A 19,013-nucleotide genomic window follows, 5' to 3' on the forward strand; every position below is an offset into this window, starting at 1 on the left:
CATCCAGTATTATCTGCGCTTTTGGCTTAGCAGCTGCCGCACCTCGCTCGCCGTATCGGCACTTAGAATTATGCGGTATTACCCTATAAATAGTTGAAAATCCCGCCGGGAGCTGCGCATATGGCTCCCGGCGGGATTTTGCTTGATTTGCTTGCATAATTTGCGCCAACGCCTTATAATGAGTAATATCTATGATGGGAGGGGTGCGCATGGCGCAAATTACGCCGGAACAAACAACAAAAGCCATACACCCGGTATTGGGAATTATGGGGGGCCTTGGCCCGGCGGCGAGCTGCTACCTGTACCAGATGATCACCGACCATACCCCCGCCCAGAAAGATCAGGACCACATTGATATCGTCATCTCCTCGCGCGCGTCCACCCCGGACCGCACAGCCTTTATTGTGGGCAAAAGCAAGGATGACCCCTTTGATGTGATGGAGCAGGACGGCATCAGCCTGGTGCGCTACGGTGCTACCGTGCTGGCCATTGCCTGCAACACCGCGCATTATTTTTATGACCGCCTGGCCGCGGCCCTGCCGGTACCGGTACTGAACATGCCGCGCCTGACCGCGGCGGATGCCAAGGCGGCCGGGTGCCATAAGCTGGGTATTCTGGCAACGGACGGCACCCTGCTGGCGGAAACGTATCAGATCGCCTGCCGGGATATCGGCCTGGAATGGGCCGCCCCTGGCGAACAGGCCCAAAAGGGCATCATGTCCATCATCTATGATGAGATCAAGCAGGGCAAGCGCGTAGACATGCAGCTGTTTAACGCAGCGGTGGATGACCTGCACGCCCAGGGGTGCGATATGGCGGTGCTTGGCTGCACGGAACTGAGCCTTGTGAAGCGGGACGAACACCTGGGACCGTTTTTCATCGACAGCACCGAGGTTCTTTGCAAGCACGCCATGCGCGCCTGCGGCGTGGAGCCGGTGGGATTTGAGGATTGAGTTAGGAGTTAGGAAGTAGGAGTTAGGAGTTTTTGCGGTAGGAAAAACGGCTCGGCTCCGGCCTAAGAGCTGCCTGCGGTGTCAGCCTTACCTCAAATTACGAATTCCGCATTTCTGATTGCTAATTGCGCATTATCGTTTTTATTCCGGGAAGGAGTTATTATAAATATGGAAAACAAAAAGTTTTACATCACAACACCCATCTATTACCCCAGCGATAAGCTGCACATTGGCCACAGCTATACCACCGTGGCCTGTGATGCACTGGCACGCTACAAGCGGATGCAGGGCTATGACGTCATGTTCCTGACGGGCACCGACGAGCACGGCCAGAAGATCCAGGATAAGGCCGCCGCCAAGGGTGTAACGCCGAAGGAATACGTGGATGCCATTGTGGCTACCGTCAAGGACCTGTGGAAGACCATGGACGTCAGCTATGACCGCTTTATCCGTACCACCGATGACTATCATGTCAAGAGTGTGCAGAAGATCTTTACCAAGCTGCATGACCAGGGTGATATCTACAAGAGCACCTATAAGGGCATGTACTGCAAGCCGTGCGAAAGCTTCTGGACTGAAGCCCAGCTGAAAGACGGCAAGTGCCCCGACTGCGGCGGCCCTGTCTATGAGGCAGAGGAGGAAGCCTACTTCTTCAAGACCAGCAAATACGCTGACCGCCTGCTGAAATATTATGACGAGCACCCGGATTTCATCCAGCCCGCTACCCGCAAAAACGAGATGATCGCCTTCATCAAGCAGGGCCTGCAGGATACCTGTGTATCCCGTACCAGCGTTTCCTGGGGCATCCAGGTTCCGTTTGACCCCAAGCACACCATCTATGTGTGGATCGATGCACTTTCCAACTACATCACCGCACTGGGCTATGATAACGATACCTACCACGACTTTGATAAGTACTGGCCCGCTGACATCCACATGGTCGGCAAAGAGATTCTGCGTTTCCACACCATCATCTGGCCTGCCATGCTGATGGCTCTGGATCTGCCCCTGCCCACCAAGGTGTTTGGCCATGGCTGGCTGCTGCTGAACGGCGGCAAAATGTCCAAGTCCAAGGGCAACGTGGTAGACCCCGTCAAGCTGTGCGACCGTTACGGCGTGGACGCTGTGCGTTACTTCCTGTTACGCGAAGTTCCGTTCGGCAACGATGGTGCTTTCACCAATGAAGCCCTGATCAACCGCATCAATACCGACCTGGCCAACGACCTGGGCAACCTGCTGTCCCGTTCGGTCGCTATGTGCGAAAAGTACTTTGGCGGTGCTGTGAGCGCCAACGGCCAGGCCGATGCCCTGGACGATGAGCTGAAAAGCCTGACTGCCGCCCTGCCCGGCAAGGTGGATGCCGCCATGGATGCTCTGGATGTACCCACTGCACTGATCGCTATTTTTGAGGTTGTGCAGCGCGCCAACAAGTATATTGACGAGACTGCCCCCTGGGTGCTGGCCAAGAGCGAGGAAACCAAGCCCCGCCTGGAAGCTGTTCTTTACAACCTGTGCGATGCCCTGCGCACCGTTACCGTGCTGATGCAGGCTTACCTGCCCAACACCGCACCCAAGATGGCCGAGCAGCTGGGTTTGAGCGACCTGAGCTATGCCGACCTGGCAAACCATCCGGCCGAATACCATGTGCACAAGGGCGAAGCCCTCTTCCCGCGCATTGACGTGAAGAAGGAAATCGAGTATCTGGAAGCCGAGGACGCCAAGCAGAAGGCTGCTGCCGAAGCCGCCGCTGCCCCCAAGGCCGAGGAAAAGAAAGAGGAAGCCGTTGCTGAAATCACCGACCATGAGCCGGAGATCAGCTTTGACGACTTCTGCAAGGTGGAGCTGCGCGTGGCCGAAGTGCGCGCCTGCGAAAACATGAAAGAAAGCAAGAAGCTGCTGCACCTGACCGTGTTTGACGGCGAGCGCGAGCGCTGCATCCTGTCCGGCATTGCCAAGTGGTATAAGCCGGAAGATCTGATCGGCAAAAAGATCGCCATTGTGGCCAACCTGGCCCCCCGCCCGATGATGAAGGGCAAGTATACCAGCGAGGGCATGATCGTTGCCGCTGACACCGCTGACGGCGGCTGCGAGATCGCTTTCTACAGTGATAACGTGCCCACCGGAACGAGAGTACACTGAGGAAGGTAGGAGTTAGGAAGTAGGAGTTAGGAATTTTTGGGGCGCAAAGGCCGTTTTGAATTAGGGCAACACCGCACAATTCCCGCCTTGCGGCTTAAGCACCGCTCCGGCGGCTGCGGCACGGCATCTGCGTTGCTGATTCCTAATTAACTCCCGCTTCCCCCAAAAATTATGACAAAATCTTCCTCTCCCTCTCGTTTGGATGCCTTTTTTGGCAACCCGGCGGCTGCGGTGGGCATGGCGGTGGTGTGCAATGTGCTGTGGGGGTCGGCGTTTCCGTTTATCAAAATGGGGTACCGGCTGTTTGCTATTGACGCCACCGATACCGCTTCCATCATGTGCTTTGCCGGTGTCCGCTTTATGCTCAGCGCGCTGCTGGTGTATGCCGGGGGCGCGGCGCTGCGGCGCGGGCCGCTGCCCATGCCAAAGGGCAAAAATCTGCTTTCCTGCTGCGGGCTGGGCCTGTGGCAGACTGCTGCACAGTATACCTTTTATTATTCCGCCGTTGCCCTGCTGACCGGGGCTATGGGCGGCATTCTGAACAGCACCCAGAGCTTTATGGGGGTTATCCTGGCACACTTTTTGTACGGCAAAGCCGACCGTATGACGCCGCGCAAAGCGATTGGCTGTGCGCTGGGGTTCAGCGGTGTGCTGGTGGCAACTCTTGGCAACCACGGCAGCGGCAGCCCGGCGGGCGTTGCCTATATGCTGATCGCTTCGGTGATTTTTGCACTGGCCGGGCCGTGGAACAAAGCCGTGACCCAAAAGGTGGATTCGTTCACTGTCTCCTGCCTGAACCTTGGGGTCGGCGGTGCGGCGCTGCTGGTCATCGGCCTTGTTCTGGGCGGCAGCCTGCACCCGCAAAGCTTTGGCGCTGTGCCGGTGCTGCTTTTCCTGGCATTTATCTCCGGTGCCGGTTATGTGATCTGGGCACTGCTGATGAAAAACAACCCTGTTTCCCGCATTGCCGTGTTCGGCCTGATCATTCCGATCATGAACGTTCTGCTCTCCGCCATCCTGAACGGCGAGCCCCTGTTCGAATGGCAATACCTCGCCGCCCTTGTGCTGGTGTGCGGGGGAATCTATTTGGTTAATAGGCCGGCAGCAGGGAAGAAAAAGGAAAATTAGGAATTAGAAATTAGTAATGAGAAATTAAGAACAATGTTTGGCAATTTCTAATTGCGAATTCCTCATTCAACGTAAGGGCAAAGCTATGACCAACATCTTCGATACCCACGCGCATTATTCGTCCCGGCAGTTTGATGCGGACCGGGATGCGGTGATGCGGGCGCTGGGGGAAGGCGGCGTGGTGGGCGTGCTGGAATGTGCAACGCATTCCGGCGATGCCGCTGCGGTGCTGGAACTGGCCCACAAATATCCTTTTGTACATGCCGCGCTGGGCATCCACCCCGAAAGCCTTGGCGAGGAGGACGCCGCCACTGTGGCCACTTACCACGGGGACTGGCGGGCCGAGCTTGCCGCCATGCGCCCCCTGTTTGATGACCCCGCTGTGATCGCGGTGGGGGAAATCGGGCTGGACCACCATTGGCCGCTGCCAGCGCAGGAACAGTACGACCTGTTTGAAGCGCAGCTGCAGCTGGCGCAGGAGCTGGACCTGCCGGTCTCGGTGCATGACCGCGAAGCCCACGCCGAAATGTATGAGCTGCTGCGCCAGTACCGCCCCCGCGGGGTGCTGCACTGTTACAGCGGCAGCGCTGAGGACGCCGCCTGGCTGACGGCGCAGGGCATGGCCCTTGGATTTGGCGGCGCTGTGACTTATAAAGGAGCCAAGCGCGCGGCCAAGGTGCTGGCCATGGTGCCGCACGAACTGGCTGTGCTGGAAACCGACTGCCCCTATATGTCCCCCGAACCGGTGCGCGGCACCCGCAACGACAGCCGGAACATTGCCCATGTGGCAGCCAAGATCGGCGAGATCTGGCAGATGGATGCCCAGAGCGTCCTGGATTTGACCGCTGAAAATGCAAAACGCATCTTCAATCAATAAGGCAGCGCTGCACCAAGCTGTGCAGCCTTTGCCGCAAACAATTTATCTGGAGGAATCACCATGAAAGCACGCATTCCCAAACACCGCGAATTTATCATCGACTTCCCGAAAGAGGTTTCTCAGGAAAAGGCAGACGAAGGCTGGGAGAAGCTGACCGCCCTGCTGGAAGATTACAAGAAGGCCCATAACGGCCAGAGCGTTTACTCCCCGACCTTCATCGAGGACCTGGAGCCCGCCGTGAAGGAACTGCAGGCAGAGTACGGCTTTACCTACACCGTTGAAACTGCAAAATAATTGCTGAACCCGCTGCGGTCCTTGCTGAATGTGAGGATCGCATTTTTGTTATAGAATTTATGGCAGGAAATCGTATTCTTCCTTATGGTTTCTACACAATTCAGCCGTAAACTGAATGTGTAGCAAACATAAGGAGGATGATGAGATGCTGCAAACAACACACAAAGGTCTGTCCGGCACGGCGCTCAAAACCATTGCGCTGGTACTGATGCTGATGGATCATATCCACTACTTTTTTGAGTTTACCGGATGCATCCCGGAATGGTTCAGCATGCTGGCGCGCCTGTCGGCACCGCTGTTTTTGTTCTGCACGGTGGAAGGCTTTGCCCATACGCATGACCGCAAGCGGTATTTCTTCCGTATCTGGTGCATCGGTGCGGGCATGGCGGCGGTGCAATTTTTCATGATCTATGCCAAGGCGTTCCGCCGCGGGGATGGCTTTTACCCGCAGAACGCGATCTTCCAGGATTTTGTTCTGCTCTGTGTGATCTGGCAGGGCATCGACTGGGTGCGCGCCAAAAAGTATGGGAAGGGCATTGCCGCTATCGCGGCAGTGGTCGGCTGGCCGTTCCTGTTTGTTGCAGTGCTGGGAATGTTCCCGCAGCTTATGCAGAGGCCGATTGTCAGCGCCGTGCTGGCGTTTGTCATTACCAGCCCAGTGCCCATGTGGACCAGCATCACGGACGGTGGTTGGAGCTACCTGGTTGGCGGCGTGTTGCTGTATCTGCTGCGGAACCACCGCAAAGCACAGGTAGCTGTGTGGGCGCTGTACAGCTTTTTGTGGGATTTTGTGCTGGTGTACCTGCAGCTGCGCGGTCAGCCGGGGTTTGAACTTTCCCAGATGTTTACCACCTATTACGAATGGTTTGGCGTGGCCGCCGCGGTGCTGATGCTGGCTTACAACGGCACGCGCGGCAGCGGGCATAAACAGCTGTTTTATTGGTTCTACCCGGCCCATGTCTACCTGCTGTATGGGGTGTCCTGCCTGGTGTATCGCCTGATTGCATAAAAAGGAGGAAGATGTTATGGCGCATATTCTTGCGGTTGATGATGACCCGGATCTTTGCACACTGCTGAAAACGGCACTGGAACGGGACGGCCACGCGGTAGAAATCCGCACATCCGGCGTGACCGTGACGGAAAGCCTGTGCCGCTGGGCGGACTGCATCCTGCTGGATGTGATGATGCCCGGCGAGGATGGCTTTGCCACCTGCCGCCGCATCCGCGCCATAACGCAGGCACCGATTTTATTTTTGACTGCCCGCACCGATGAACAGTCGGTTCTGACCGGCCTTGGCATTGGGGCGGACGATTACCTGACCAAGCCGTTCCGCGTGGCGGAGCTGCGCGCCCGCGTGGCCGCCCACCTGCGGCGGCAGAACCGCGCCCCCGCCAGCCGCATGGTGCGCGGCGGAATCGGGTTCGACCTGGCGGCCAAAACCGCGATGGTGGGGGAGCAACCGCTGCCATTCACCCGGTCGGAATACGCAATCAGCGAGTATCTGGCCCTGCACGCGGGGCAGACGTTCAGCAAAGAACAGATATATGAAGCTGTTTTTGGCTATGATGGCACAGCGGACGATACGGCAGTGACCCAGCACATTAAAAATATCCGCGCCAAACTGCGCACAGCGGGCGTTGCCGCGCCGGAAACCGTACTGAAAACAATATGGGGAGTGGGCTACCAATGGAAAAGCGAAACCTGACCTCGCTGCGCAATGTGCTGGTGCGCTACCTTGTGGTGTGCGGCGGTGGAAGCCTTGTGATCCTGCTGGTGTGGTGGGGGCTGTTTATGTCGCTTATACGCAATGGGTTTTTGCTGCCTGCCGTTACCGGGGCGCAGGTGTGCAGCGAAGCACGGGATTATGCCGCAACCGCCACCGTTGAAACCTTTGACCCCAACGCCATTGACTCGCTGTGCCGCTATGCCATATTACAGGCCGGGACAGCGCATGTGCTGCAAACCAACATGACAGCCGGCCAGCTGAAAAAAGCGAGGAACATATTAGCGGGCGGCAGGCAGTGGGTGATGGCATCATACCAATACGTGGTGGATATGGCGGATGGCGCACGCTGCATTTTGCAGTATGATTATTCGCCGCCCTATGCGGACCCGGCACTGCGGGAAGTCCTGCCGGATTTCCAGACCATGTATATTCTGCTGCTGATTTTGCTGGAGGTGATATGGCTGGCGCTGTGTACCCACTGCACGGTGAAGGTGCTGACGGGGGAGACCCGCAAGCTGACCAAAGCTTCCGCAGCAATCGCCGCCCAGCGCCCGGAAGAAATCGAGGTTTCCGGCGCTAAGGTGAGGGAGTTCGCCGAAACGTTGCGGGCTATGCAGACAATGGGCAGCCAACTGACAGCCAGCCTGCAAAGCCAGTGGAAGCTGGAACAGCAGCGCGCCGAGCAGACCGCCGCCCTGGCCCATGACCTGAAAACCCCGCTGGCGATCATAACCGGCAACGCCGACCTGCTGGCGGAGGATGAGAACCTGACCGAAGCCCAGAAAGCCCAGATTGCCGCCATGCAGCGCGCCGCGGAAAAAGCGGACCGCTACCTGCAAACCCTGCGCACCGTCAACACCGCCGAAACCAGCCCGCAGGAGCCGATGCAGCGGGTGCAGGTGCAGGAAATTCTGACACGGTGCGCTAATGATGCCAAATTGTTGTGCGATAATAAAAATATACAATTTGTACTAAACAACGCAATGGAAAACGCCCGAACCATCCCCGCACAAAGGCAGGCACTGGGCCGGGCACTGGATAATATTTTAGAAAACGCCGTTCGCTTTACCCCCGCTGGCGGAACCATCACGCTGGATGCTGTGGAAGAGGGACAGGAAATTGTTTTCACTGTAACGGATACCGGGCCGGGGTTCAGCCCGGAAGCCCTGCAGAAAGCGGGCCGGGAACTCTTCACCACCGATGCCGCCCGCGGCCAGCACTGGGGCCTTGGCCTTGCTGCCGCCCGCCGCACCGCCCAAACCCATAACGGCACCCTAACCGTAAGCAACGGGGAGAACGGGGGAGGAAAAGTGGAATTGAGAGTTAGGAGGTAGGAGTGAGGAGTTTTTTGGGTCGCAGATACCGTTAAAGGTCGGCCAAAATATATAAATTAAAATGTAGGGAACGTTCTTGACCGTTCCGTTGCCTTGGCAAACATCCCATGTGAGGAGATGATTTTGAGGTTCCGGAACGGTCAAGACCGTTCCCTACAGATATTTTAGGCAATACCGCATAATTCTAAGTGCCGATACGGCGAGCGAGGTGCGGCAGATGCTAAGCCAAAAGCGCAGATAATACTGGATGCTGCAAAGGTGAGCGCCGCCAGTGGCGGAAACAGCGAACCGAAGCAGGGGCAGCGGTCGCAGAGTGCGAGGGGCTTTTGCCCCCGAAGCACGATGCGGGTACCGCAACCCGACATTATCGAGCATTTTGGCAACGCAGATGCCGTGCCGCAGCTGCCGGAGCGGTGCTTAAGCTGTAAGGCGGGAATTGTGCGGTGTTGCCTTTATAATGTTAATTGCAAAACCTAAAACCGCCGCAATAACTCCTCCCTCCTCCCTCCTAACTTATTTTCTCGTCTCGGTCCAGTACTCTCCCATGCTTGCTCCCGGCTGGCCGGTGCATTCATTGGAGAGATAATGGGTCAGGGCATCGTCGGCGGGGGTCCAGGCGCGTGCGGTGGGTTCATCGGGGTATTCCACTTCGGCATACATAAAATGGCTGGGCAGCCCGGCGTCCACATCGTTCACTTCCAGCTTCAGGCCGTTCTTCAGGGCATAGGTGCGGCGCTCCTTGGCAATCAGCGGTTTGCCGATCAGGCGTTCCAGCTTTTCAAACAGCTCCGGCGTGATCTCGGTTTCTATCTCTTCCCGCATCAGGCCGGTTTTGTCCGGTGCGCCCTTAAAGCAGAGCACCAGCGCGGTGCGGCCGCCCTGCAATGCTTCGCGCCGGATGCGCACTGTGGGGCGCACGCTGATGTACCCTTGGTCCATGCGGTAAGTTTCCAGCAGGGGAAGCCCCTGGGGCCAGCCCTGCACCATCCATTTGCGTTCAATTTCCATGATGTTCACCTTGCTCTTTCCTGATTTCTACCCGGAATGTCGTGCCATCCTGCCCGGATTCCGCCCGGATAGCGGCGTGGTGTGCCTGGCAGATGCTTTGTGCAATCGCCAGCCCCAGCCCGGTTCCGCTGCCGTTCTGGGCATAATCCAGCCCATCTGTTCCGGTATATACCACATCGGCCAGGCGGGGTTCGTCCGCTACAATCAGGATATTCACCGGCAAATCTCCTTCGGCTTTCTTCAATTTATAGATACAGTATACCACAATCAGCTGAAAATAGGCTGAAAAAATGCGGCAGGTTTTGCGCCTGCCGCATTTTTGCCGCAAAATCTGCGAAATTCCGCAGCGGTTTTACTCTTCTTCCAGGATCTCTGCGGCAACCTCTGCACGGTCGCGGCGGGTATCCATGGCGGTCTTTTCAATCATGCGGTGGGCTTCCGCTTCGCTCATGCCCTTGTGCTCAATCAGATAGCACTTGGCACGGTCCACCAGCCGGATCTGGGCAATCTTATCCCGCAGTTTGTCGTTTTCCTGCCGCAGATAATCCAGGCGGCGGCAGCAGGCGGCGGCCATCTGAACGGCCTGGCGGAACTGCACCCCGGTAAAGGGCTTTGCCAACACCAACACACCGTGCTGCTGCAATTTATCGGAAATCTGGTCTGCGGTGCCCGCCTTGGCAAGCAGAATGACACCGGCGTTTGATTTTTCTACCGCATAGGTCGAAAGTTCGTGGCCAAACTCGTCCGGCAGGGGGGTGTTGATGATCACGACCTCGAAATCAATATCCCCCATGCGGCGGCGGGCTTCGCCGCCGCTGGCCACAATGGTGGGGCGCAGGTAACCCAGCTCCGCTACATGCTTTGCCAGGTATTCATTTGCGTTGTTCCCCGCAGAGGCAATCAAAGCTGAAGGCACAAACACATCACCGCCCATCTGTTAAATTACAAAATCTGCCCTGCTTTGGGAAACATCAAATCTTCAAAAAGCAGTTTTCACGCTCCCATGCCTGGGGGTCGGGGGCACTTTCGTAACCATGGCACAACTGGGTCTGGTATTCAAAGTATTTGTTCATCAGCGGCACAGGCAGCTCTTTGGCGATAAAGTCACTCTGTGCGGCAATGGTGATGGCTTCGCGCAGACTTTCGGGCAGGCTTTCCAGCCCTTCGGCGGCGCTCTTGTGGAACAGATTGCGGTTGACCGGAGCGGGCAGCGGCATCTTTTTTTCAATGCCGTCGAGCCCGGCGGCCAGGATCAGGCCAATGACCAGATATGGGTTGCAGGAGGGATCGGGGCTGCGCAGCTCCAGGCGGCAGAATTCGCCGGTGGCGGAAGGCAGGCGCACCAGCTGGCTGCGGTTCTGGCGGCTCCAGCTCACATACTTGGGGGCTTCGCAGCTGCCAAACCGTGTGTAAGAGTTGGGAATCGGGTTACAGAAGCAGGTCAGCTCCCGTGCGTGGGCAAGGATACCGGCAATAAAATGTCCGGCCTCGCTGTCGGGGGCAATGTCGCCCTGGAACAGGTTTTTGCCATCCCGGTGGATGGAAACATTCACATGCATGCCGCTGCCGGCCTGGTCCTGCATGGGCTTGGGCATAAAGCTGGCAAACAGGCCGTTGCGGTCCGCAATAGCTTTGACGGTGCTTTTGAAGGTGTTCAGGTTATCGGCCGATTTGAGCGCGGTGGAATACATAAAGTCCACTTCGTTCTGGCCAAAGCCGCTTTCGTGGTGGCTGTGCTGGGGGCGCAGGCCCATATCCTCCATGGCAAAGCAGATCTCGCGGCGGATGTTCTCGGCCTTGTCCAGAGGGGCAATGTCAAAGTAGCCGCCGTGATCCATCGGGATGCGGGTGGGGTTGCCGTGCTCGTCGGTCTGGAACAGATAGAACTCACATTCGCAGCCCACATCGCAGCGCAGGCCCATGGCCTTGGCGCGCTTGACCACCGATTGCAGGTACCCGCGGCTGTTGCCGGCAAAGGGGCGGCCATTGGGCAGGGTGATATCGCAGTACATGCGCATTACGCGGCCTTCGGTGGGGCGCCAGGGCAGAATGGTCATTGTGTCCGGGTCCGGCCAAAGCACAAGGTCACTCTCCTCAGTGTTCATAAACCCGGCAATGGAGCTGCCGTCAAAGCAGACACCCTGCTCGAAGGCATAGGGAAGGTCCCCGGCAAAGACAGAGATGTTTTTTTGATTGCCGAAAATATCGCAGAACGCCAGACGTACAAATTTTACGTCATTATCTTCGACATAGTTCAGGATATCCTGTGCAGTATGCTTCATGGTGGAATCCTCCAAATTTAGGCTGCAGATTTGGCAGAGAGGGGGGGGGAGAAGTTAGGAGGTAGGAGTGAGGAGTTGATGCAATTAGGAATTAGCAATTAGAAATTCCGTAGGGGCGCACAGTGTGCGCCCGTTGCCTTTTGGTTAATCCCATTATAGCATATGGAGCAAAGTTCCAGTATGATCGATAGGGCGGGACGAGTGCCGGGAGTTTATTCAGCATGGAACCCAATAAACTCCTAACTCCTAACTTTCAGCTGACTCCTACCTAAACTCGAAAGGCCCACCTCGCGGCGGGCCTTTCGAGCTGGTGTAAGAAATAGGAAAAGGAGAATGGCGTGTTAAAAAGCCGTGCCCGGCATTTTGTGCAAAGCACAAACCCTTGCTGCCGGGGGCTTTTTGGGTCACTGCTTACTCAGTGTAAAACAGCATACGGCTGTAGCACGGCAGCGGCCAGTAATCCTCATCGACAAGCTCTTCAGCAGCGTCAGCGGCGGCGCGCAGGGTATCCATGGCGGGCAGAACCTCATCATGGAAAGCATGAGCCTTAGCGGTCTCATCGTCCAGGGCGCTGACCTTATCGGTCACAGCCTTCAGAGCGTCGGTTGCATCAGACATCTCGTCAGTGTATTTGGAAAGTGCAGTCAACAGCTTTGCTTCGGACTTGGTGGAGATGCCTTCCACAGCAGCGATCTTGGCTGCGGCGGTGCTGGCAACTTCGCCCATATAGCTGGTGGCGGCAGGAATCAGCTGCTTGGATGCGATCTTGAGCATGGTGCGGGCTTCGATGTTGATAATCTTGGAGTAGTGCTCCATCTCAACTTCATAACGGCTCAGCATTTCGGTCTTGGTCAGAACGCCGAACTCTTCCATCAGGGAGATGTTCTTCTCTTCCTTCAGGGCGACCATGGCATCGGGGGTGCACTTGCGGTTGGGCAGGCCACGGCGGGCAGCCTCAGCTTCCCAGGCTTCGGAATAACCGTTGCCGTTGAAGATCACACGGCGGTGGTCGTTCAGGGTCTTCTTGACCCAGGCGGCGGCAGCGCACTCAAAGTCAGCAGCGCCCTCCACATCGGCAACAAACTGCTTCAGCTCTTTGGCAACAGCAGTGTTCAGGATGGTGTTGGCATCGCTCAGGTTCTCAGCGGAACCGGGCATACGGAACTCGAACTTGTTGCCGGTAAAGGCGAACGGAGAAGTACGGTTACGGTCGGTGGTGTCCTTGCTGAACTTGGGCAGAACATCAACGCCAAGGTCCATCTTCATCTTAACAGGGCCGGCATAGGGGCTGTCGGTGCAGACAGCATCGATAACAGCTTCCAGCTCTTCGCCGACAAAGATGGAGATGATGGCCGGGGGTGCTTCGTTAGCGCCCAGGCGGTGGTCATTGCCGGGGGTGGCAACAGAGGTACGCAACAGGTCAGCGTATTCATCGACTGCCTTGATAACGGCGGTCAGGAAGACCATAAACTGCAGGTTTTCCATCGGGGTATCGCCGGGATCCAGCAGGTTTTCGCTCTTGGTGCTGAGGGACCAGTTGTTGTGCTTGCCGGAACCGTTAACGCCCTCGAACGGCTTTTCGTGCTGCAGGCAGACCAGGCCGTGCTTATCGGCAATCTTCTTCATCATTTCCATGGTCAGAAGGTTGTGGTCGATGGCAACGTTGGTGGTATCGTAAATGGGGGCGAGCTCATGCTGGCAGGGGGCAACTTCGTTGTGCTTGGTCTTTGCGGGGATGCCCAGCTTCCACAGCTCGGTGTCCAGATCCTTCATAAAGTCGGAGACAATGGGGCGGATCACACCAAAGTAGTGCTCTTCCAGTTCCTGGCCCTTGGACGGTGCAGAGCCAAACAGGGTGCGGCCGGTCAGAACCAGGTCCAGGCGCTTGTTGTAATCCTCTTTGCGGATCAGGAAGTACTCCTGCTCCGGGCCAACGGTGGTGGCAACGCGCTCAACATCCTTGCCGAACAGGTGCAGTACCTTGCAGGCCTGGTCACTGATGGCCTGCATGGAACGCAGCAGCGGGGTCTTTTTATCCAGTGCTTCGCCGGTGTAAGAGCAGAATGCAGTGGGGATGCACAGCACGTCATCTTTTACAAAAGCATAGCTGGTGGGGTCCCATGCGGTGTAGCCGCGGGCTTCACAGGTGGCGCGCAGGCCGCCGGAAGGGAAGGAGGAAGCATCTGGTTCGCCTTTGATGAGCTCCTTGCCGGAAAACTCCATGATAGCGGTGCCGTCCGGCTGGGGGCTGACAAAACCATCGTGCTTTTCACTGGTGATGCCGGTCAGGGGCTGGAACCAGTGGGTGTAATGGGTAGCGCCCTGTTCAATCGCCCAGCGCTTCATCACGCTGGCCACAACATTGGCTACTTCCAGGTCAAGGGCCTGACCCTTTTCAATGGTTGCCTTCAGGCTCTTGTAGGTCGAGCTGGGCAGACGCTCACGCATTTCGTGCTCGTTGAAGACTTTGCTGCCGTACAGTTCCATAACGGTTGCTGCCATACTTACCGAACTCCTTTTCCTCTGTGGTATCATCACGCAAATAAGTCGGACTTTTTATAAAACAAAAGGCACTGCGAACAGGATTTGTGTTCGCAGCGCCCTTGCTGTCTATGTGCTTATTATACGGGCCAAACGCAAAAAAAGCAACTGGCAGAAATGACAAACCGGATTGGCGTTTGCCTTGATGTTTTAGGAAAAATGCTTGTATTGGGGGATGGAGCCATCCAACCCCCAATGCGGCCTAATAAAATAAACCGGGCCGCCAACCCCGCTTGGGGGCGACAAGCCCGGTATTGCCTTAAACGTGTGCTGCGTTCTTTTGGCTTTTGCGGTACAGCACAACAGTGGCTGCAATGCCCAGCAGGCTGATGCAGTCCGCCGCGCGCCAGAACCACATTCCAGTCCAGCGCACCTGTACGCTGCCCTGCCAGCCGGGAGCCAGGGTAACGGTCAGGTAACCGTTCTTGTGGGTCAGTGCGGCTCCGTCCGCAGCGGTCATATGGTAGCCGGGGTAGTAGAATAGCGGCAGCCGGATGGATGCTTCGGTATCGCCGGTGTTCTGCGCCGCCAGCTGAATGGTCAGGCCGTTTTTGGTATACTCTGTCAACTCTACGCCGTCGTCCGCTTCGGGGGTCAGGCGGCCCCAGACGCTGTCATCGGTGGTGGTGTCCTCGGTGGGCAGGTATTCGCCGCCACCCACCTGACCGGGCAGGTCATCCACCGCGGCAAGGCTCATGTAGGTAACGGCTTCGCTGGTGGTGCATTTGTCATACATCAGGTACCCGGCGGGGATGATGGTCAGCGCCAGCAGGGCGGCGGCCATTGCCTTGGCGGCTTCCGGCCGGACTTTGCGGTACAGCACCACCGTACAGCAGGCGCACACGACCAGCAGCATGGTGGCCGGGGTGAAGAACCGCCAGGCAAACTGCAACTTCCCCAGAGTCTTGCTCAGCGCCTGCAATGGTTCGCAACGGAACAGCGCGTACCAGGGGCAAAGGTCGCTGGCGCACCAGGCGGCCAGCAGGCCAAAGCCCAGTGTCAGGCTGCCAATGCGCGCGGCATCGCGGCTGCTTTTGCGCACGGCGGGGTCCAGCACAGCCAGCAGGAAGAAGAATGCACCCGCGGCCAGTGCCAGGCCCAGCGTCTGCGGCATTTCGCCCGCAATGCCGCTCTGGATGCTCTCCGCCACGCCGCTGCTCTGGCCGAACATCAAAAACATCTGGCCCAGGTAAACGGAGCTGTCGTACAGGTAGGCGGCATCATACTTGCCGCTGATGCGGCACACCCCCTGCACCATGTATTGCAGCAGCGGCACCATAAACCACAGGTTCCACACAATGGCGGCCCCGGCGGCTTTGCACAGAGCGGGCAGCACCGGGCGGGTGAAGGTCTTTTTGAAATACAGCAGGCAGAAGGCGGCGGTAAAGAACACCGCAAGTTCGGTTGTCAGCAGATGGCTCTGCAGCAGGCCGGTAAAACCCAGGGCAAAGGGCAGCCAGCACCAGGGCTCGGCCTTTTTGCCATCGGCAGGGGATTGGCGATAAATCCGCCACAGGCCATACACGACCAGCGGCAGGAACGCCATGGCGGTATATTCGCCCACTGCGGCGCGCACAAACACGTTGGTCAGCCGGTAGAACGAAAGGGTGTACAACGCGGTGCCAAGCAGCGCGGCACAATCGCTGCGGAACATTTTGCGCAGGGCATAAAACGTAATGCCCACGGTGGCCGCTGTGATGGATGCAACGTAAACTTTGTAGCTGGTTTGCAGGCTGAAACCCAGAATGCGCAGCACCGCAGCCGGGTACAGGAACACATCGGAGTACATCAGGCTGAACGGATAGCCTTTTTCGTTGATGATGGCCGGGTCCATGCGCACGGGGAACTGCCCGGCCAGCAGCCCGGCTTTCAGCCCCTCAATGCGGGAAAGGTGGATGGAAAGGTCGTGCCCGTACGTCAGGTAGCCGAGCCCCAGCGGCAGGCAGGCAAACACGCCGATGCCCACCAGCGCCATGGCGATATACCGCCCGCGCAGGGTATGGATGGGAAATTTGACCCGGCGGGTCAGCAACAGGATCACCCAGTCCAGTACGGCGCAGAACACAAGCCCCGTCAGCAGCCGCACATACGCCCACGCGTGGGTGGGTACGATCTGTGCGCCGGTAATGTAGATGACCTGGTTTTTGCCGCAATCCGCGGTAAACTGCAGCTGTGCGGTTTCGCAGCCGTAGGGCATCCACAGGCTGAACACCGTGCGGGTGCGCTCAGCGGGCAGCTCGGCGGCATCGTACTGCGCGGTGGGCATGATCTCATCCAGAAAGCTGACCTCGCCGTCCTCGCCGTCATTCACATAGTTGATGCAAACCTGGTAGCTGCCGCGCGGCAGGTCGATCCAGCGGGTGGTGGCAAACAGGCCGGTAAAGTTTTCCACGCGGGCGCCGCGGTCATCATTGGTACATTCCTCCGCGTAGGGAATGATCAGGTCCGGCGTAATATCAATCACGCCGCCTGTGCGGAAATCCCCCACAAAACGCAGCGCCAACACCATAAATTCCACCAGAACCAGCAGCAGGACCAACCCGTTCTGGCGGCTGAAAATTTTTTTGAGCTTTTGCAAACAAGCACGCTCCCTTCTCAACATGATCTTAAGGCAGCACCGCACAATTCCCGCCTTACGGCTTAAGCACCGCTCCGGCGGCTGCGGCACGGCATCTGCGTTGCCAAAATGCTCGATAAGACATCCAGTATTATCTGCGCTTTTGGCTTAGCATCTGCCGTACCTCGCTCGCCGTATCGGCACTTAGAATTATGCGGTATTGCCTTAAATACTATCTTATTTATTATAGGGGATTGTACGATGGTGCGCAAGAGAATTTGCACCAAACAGGAAAAAAGACTCTTGCTTTTGGAAATAAAAGTGATGTATAATAAAGCGTCCATTTATTTGTGGTAGTTGTGGAGAGGATGGTATATATGGCGACAAAGTACGTTTTTGTTACTGGCGGCGTGGTCTCCGGCTTGGGCAAGGGCATCACAGCAGCCAGCCTGGGCCGTTTGCTGAAAACCCGCGGCCTGAAGGTGGCTTCTCAAAAGCTGGATCCTTATATCAACGTGGATCCCGGCACCATGAGCCCGCTACAGCACGGCGAGGTGTTCGTGACTGATGACGGAACCGAAACCGACCTGGATCTGGGTCATTATGAGCGCTTTATTGATGAAAACCTGAACAAGTACTCGAACCTGACGACGGGCAAGGTCTATTGGAACGTGCTGAACAAGGAACGCCAGGGCGCTTATCTGGGCCAGACGGTGCAGATCATTCCCCACATTACCAACGAAATCAAGAGCTATATCTACAATCTTGCCAAAAGCACCGAAGCCGATGTTGTCATCACCGAAATCGGCGGTACCACCGGTGATATTGAGAGCCAGCCTTTCCTGGAGGCCATCCGCCAGGTTGGCATTGAGCAGGGCATGGAAAACTGCTGCTACATCCATGTGGTTCTGGTGCCCTATATTTCCGGCTCGGACGAATATAAATCCAAGCCCGCCCAGCATTCCTGCAAGGAACTGCAGGGCATGGGCATCGCCCCCAACGTCATCGTGCTGCGTGCCGATGGCCGCGTTGGCAGCGATATCAAGCGCAAGATCAGCATGTTCTGCAATGTGCGCCCTGATTGCGTGATTGAAAACCTGACCATGCCCAGCCTGTACGAGTGCCCGCTGATGCTGGAAGCTGCCGGCCTGACCAACGTTGTTTGCCGTCAGCTGCACTTGGAAACTCCGGCCAGCGACCTGACCGAGTGGAAAGAGCTGATCTCCCGCATTGCCACCCGCAGCAAGACCTGCACCATTGCCCTGGTTGGCAAATATGTCAAGCTGCATGACGCATACCTGAGTGTAATGGAGTCCCTGTATCACGCCGGCTTTGAGAATGAGTCCAAAGTGGAGATCCACTGGGTGGACAGCGAAAACCTGCTGGATCAGGAGCGCTGCGCTGAAGAGCTTTCCGGTGTGGATGGCATCATCCTGCCCGGCGGCTTTGGCGACCGCGGCATTGAGGGCATGATCCAGGCCGCCCGCTATGCACGGGAACAGAACATCCCGTATTTTGGCATCTGCTTGGGTATGCAGATTATGGTTATGGAATATGCCCGCGATGTGCTGGGCTATGCCGATGCCAACTCCAGCGAGTTTACGCCGGACGGCGAGCACAATGTTATTGCTCTGATGCCGGACCAGCAGGGGAACATCCCGAAGGGCGGCACCATGCGCCTGGGCAAGTACCCCTGCATTACCGCCGAGGGCACCAAGCTGCGTGAGTGCTATGGCAAAGAAGAAATTGACGAACGCCACCGCCACCGCTATGAGTTCAACAACGACTACCGTGCAGAGATGCAGAACCACGGCCTTGTGATCTCCGGTACCAGCCCGGATGGCCGCCTGGTGGAAGCTGTTGAGCTGCCCGGCCGTGATTTCCATGTGGGCGTACAGTTCCACCCCGAATTCAAGAGCCGCCCCAACCGCGCACATCCCCTGTTCAAGGGCTTTATCGCTGCTGCGCTCAAGTACCAGCAGGAGCACACCATCACGGACCATCAGCCGATGGCAGATTGATCGGCATCCTGACACCATAAATACCACAAGGCACCGAACCTGTAATTGGCCCGGTGCCTTGTTTTTATGTGTTAAGGCAACACCGCACAATTCCCGCCTTGCGGCTTAAGCACCGCTCCGGCGGCTGCGGCACGGCATCTGCGTTGCCAAAA

Annotated in this window: 15 protein-coding genes; 9 read left to right on the forward strand and 6 right to left on the reverse strand. The window is 57.2% G+C overall.

From position 1 onward, the window contains the following. Window positions 1-209 precede the first annotated feature (209 nt). The 8 genes from C4885_RS11485 (at window position 210) to C4885_RS11520 (ending at window position 8,452) form a co-directional block, all read left to right on the forward strand. Window positions 210-953 (forward strand): aspartate/glutamate racemase family protein, encoded by a 744-nt coding sequence (locus C4885_RS11485; RefSeq protein ID WP_114000461.1) that lies wholly within the window; start codon window positions 210-212, stop codon window positions 951-953. Between the two features lie 168 nt (window positions 954-1,121). Beyond that, entirely contained in the window at window positions 1,122-3,092 is a 1,971-nt protein-coding gene (metG, locus tag C4885_RS11490; protein ID WP_114000462.1) for a methionine--tRNA ligase, read from the forward strand. Window positions 3,093-3,263: 171 nt separating this feature from the next. Then, the gene (locus tag C4885_RS11495) at window positions 3,264-4,220 is read left to right on the forward strand and encodes a DMT family transporter (RefSeq protein ID WP_114000463.1); all 957 of its coding nucleotides are present in this window, start codon (window positions 3,264-3,266) and stop codon (window positions 4,218-4,220) included. Between the two features lie 85 nt (window positions 4,221-4,305). Next, window positions 4,306-5,097 carry a TatD family hydrolase gene (locus C4885_RS11500; RefSeq protein WP_114000464.1) on the forward strand — a complete coding sequence of 264 codons (792 nt, stop codon included), beginning with the start codon at window positions 4,306-4,308 and terminating at the stop codon, window positions 5,095-5,097. A gap of 60 nt (window positions 5,098-5,157) precedes the next feature. Continuing rightward, window positions 5,158-5,391 (forward strand): methylenetetrahydrofolate dehydrogenase, encoded by a 234-nt coding sequence (locus C4885_RS11505; protein ID WP_114000465.1) that lies wholly within the window; start codon window positions 5,158-5,160, stop codon window positions 5,389-5,391. A 145-nt stretch (window positions 5,392-5,536) separates the two neighbouring features. Next, complete coding sequence (locus C4885_RS11510) at window positions 5,537-6,400, forward strand: TraX family protein (protein WP_114000466.1); 864 nt, start codon at window positions 5,537-5,539, stop codon at window positions 6,398-6,400. A gap of 16 nt (window positions 6,401-6,416) precedes the next feature. After that, complete coding sequence (locus tag C4885_RS11515; RefSeq protein WP_114000467.1) at window positions 6,417-7,097, forward strand: response regulator transcription factor; 681 nt, start codon at window positions 6,417-6,419, stop codon at window positions 7,095-7,097. Then, window positions 7,079-8,452 (forward strand): sensor histidine kinase KdpD, encoded by a 1,374-nt coding sequence (locus tag C4885_RS11520; protein ID WP_158538882.1) that lies wholly within the window; start codon window positions 7,079-7,081, stop codon window positions 8,450-8,452. The genes C4885_RS11515 and C4885_RS11520 overlap by 19 nt, the downstream gene beginning before the upstream one ends. 513 nt (window positions 8,453-8,965) lie before the next feature. Here C4885_RS11520 and C4885_RS11525 read toward each other — a convergent pair. The 6 genes from C4885_RS11525 to C4885_RS11550 form a co-directional block, all read right to left on the reverse strand. After that, window positions 8,966-9,460, reverse strand: a complete 495-nt coding sequence (locus tag C4885_RS11525; RefSeq protein WP_114000469.1) for a hypothetical protein — start codon at window positions 9,458-9,460, stop codon at window positions 8,966-8,968. Beyond that, window positions 9,450-9,677: an ATP-binding protein gene (locus C4885_RS16510; RefSeq protein ID WP_158538883.1), complete on the reverse strand. Its 228-nt coding sequence runs from the start codon at window positions 9,675-9,677 to the stop codon at window positions 9,450-9,452. The genes C4885_RS11525 and C4885_RS16510 overlap by 11 nt, the downstream gene beginning before the upstream one ends. Before the next feature lie 135 nt (window positions 9,678-9,812). Then, complete coding sequence (locus C4885_RS11535) at window positions 9,813-10,376, reverse strand: ANTAR domain-containing response regulator (protein WP_114000475.1); 564 nt, start codon at window positions 10,374-10,376, stop codon at window positions 9,813-9,815. Between the two features lie 55 nt (window positions 10,377-10,431). Beyond that, a complete protein-coding gene (locus tag C4885_RS11540) occupies window positions 10,432-11,742 on the reverse strand; it encodes a glutamine synthetase family protein (protein WP_114000471.1) in 1,311 nt (436 codons plus the stop codon). 411 nt (window positions 11,743-12,153) lie between these two features. Continuing rightward, complete coding sequence (locus tag C4885_RS11545; RefSeq protein ID WP_114000472.1) at window positions 12,154-14,244, reverse strand: glutamine synthetase III; 2,091 nt, start codon at window positions 14,242-14,244, stop codon at window positions 12,154-12,156. Between the two features lie 298 nt (window positions 14,245-14,542). After that, the gene (locus C4885_RS11550; protein WP_114000473.1) at window positions 14,543-16,861 is read right to left on the reverse strand and encodes a hypothetical protein; all 2,319 of its coding nucleotides are present in this window, start codon (window positions 16,859-16,861) and stop codon (window positions 14,543-14,545) included. Window positions 16,862-17,217: 356 nt separating this feature from the next. Between C4885_RS11550 and C4885_RS11555 the strand changes: the two genes are divergently transcribed. Next, window positions 17,218-18,861 (forward strand): CTP synthase, encoded by a 1,644-nt coding sequence (locus C4885_RS11555; RefSeq protein WP_114000474.1) that lies wholly within the window; start codon window positions 17,218-17,220, stop codon window positions 18,859-18,861. The last annotated feature ends 152 nt before the right edge of the window (window positions 18,862-19,013 follow it).

Source organism: Subdoligranulum sp. APC924/74 (genome assembly GCF_003324125.1).
GTDB lineage: Bacteria > Bacillota > Clostridia > Oscillospirales > Ruminococcaceae > Gemmiger > Gemmiger qucibialis.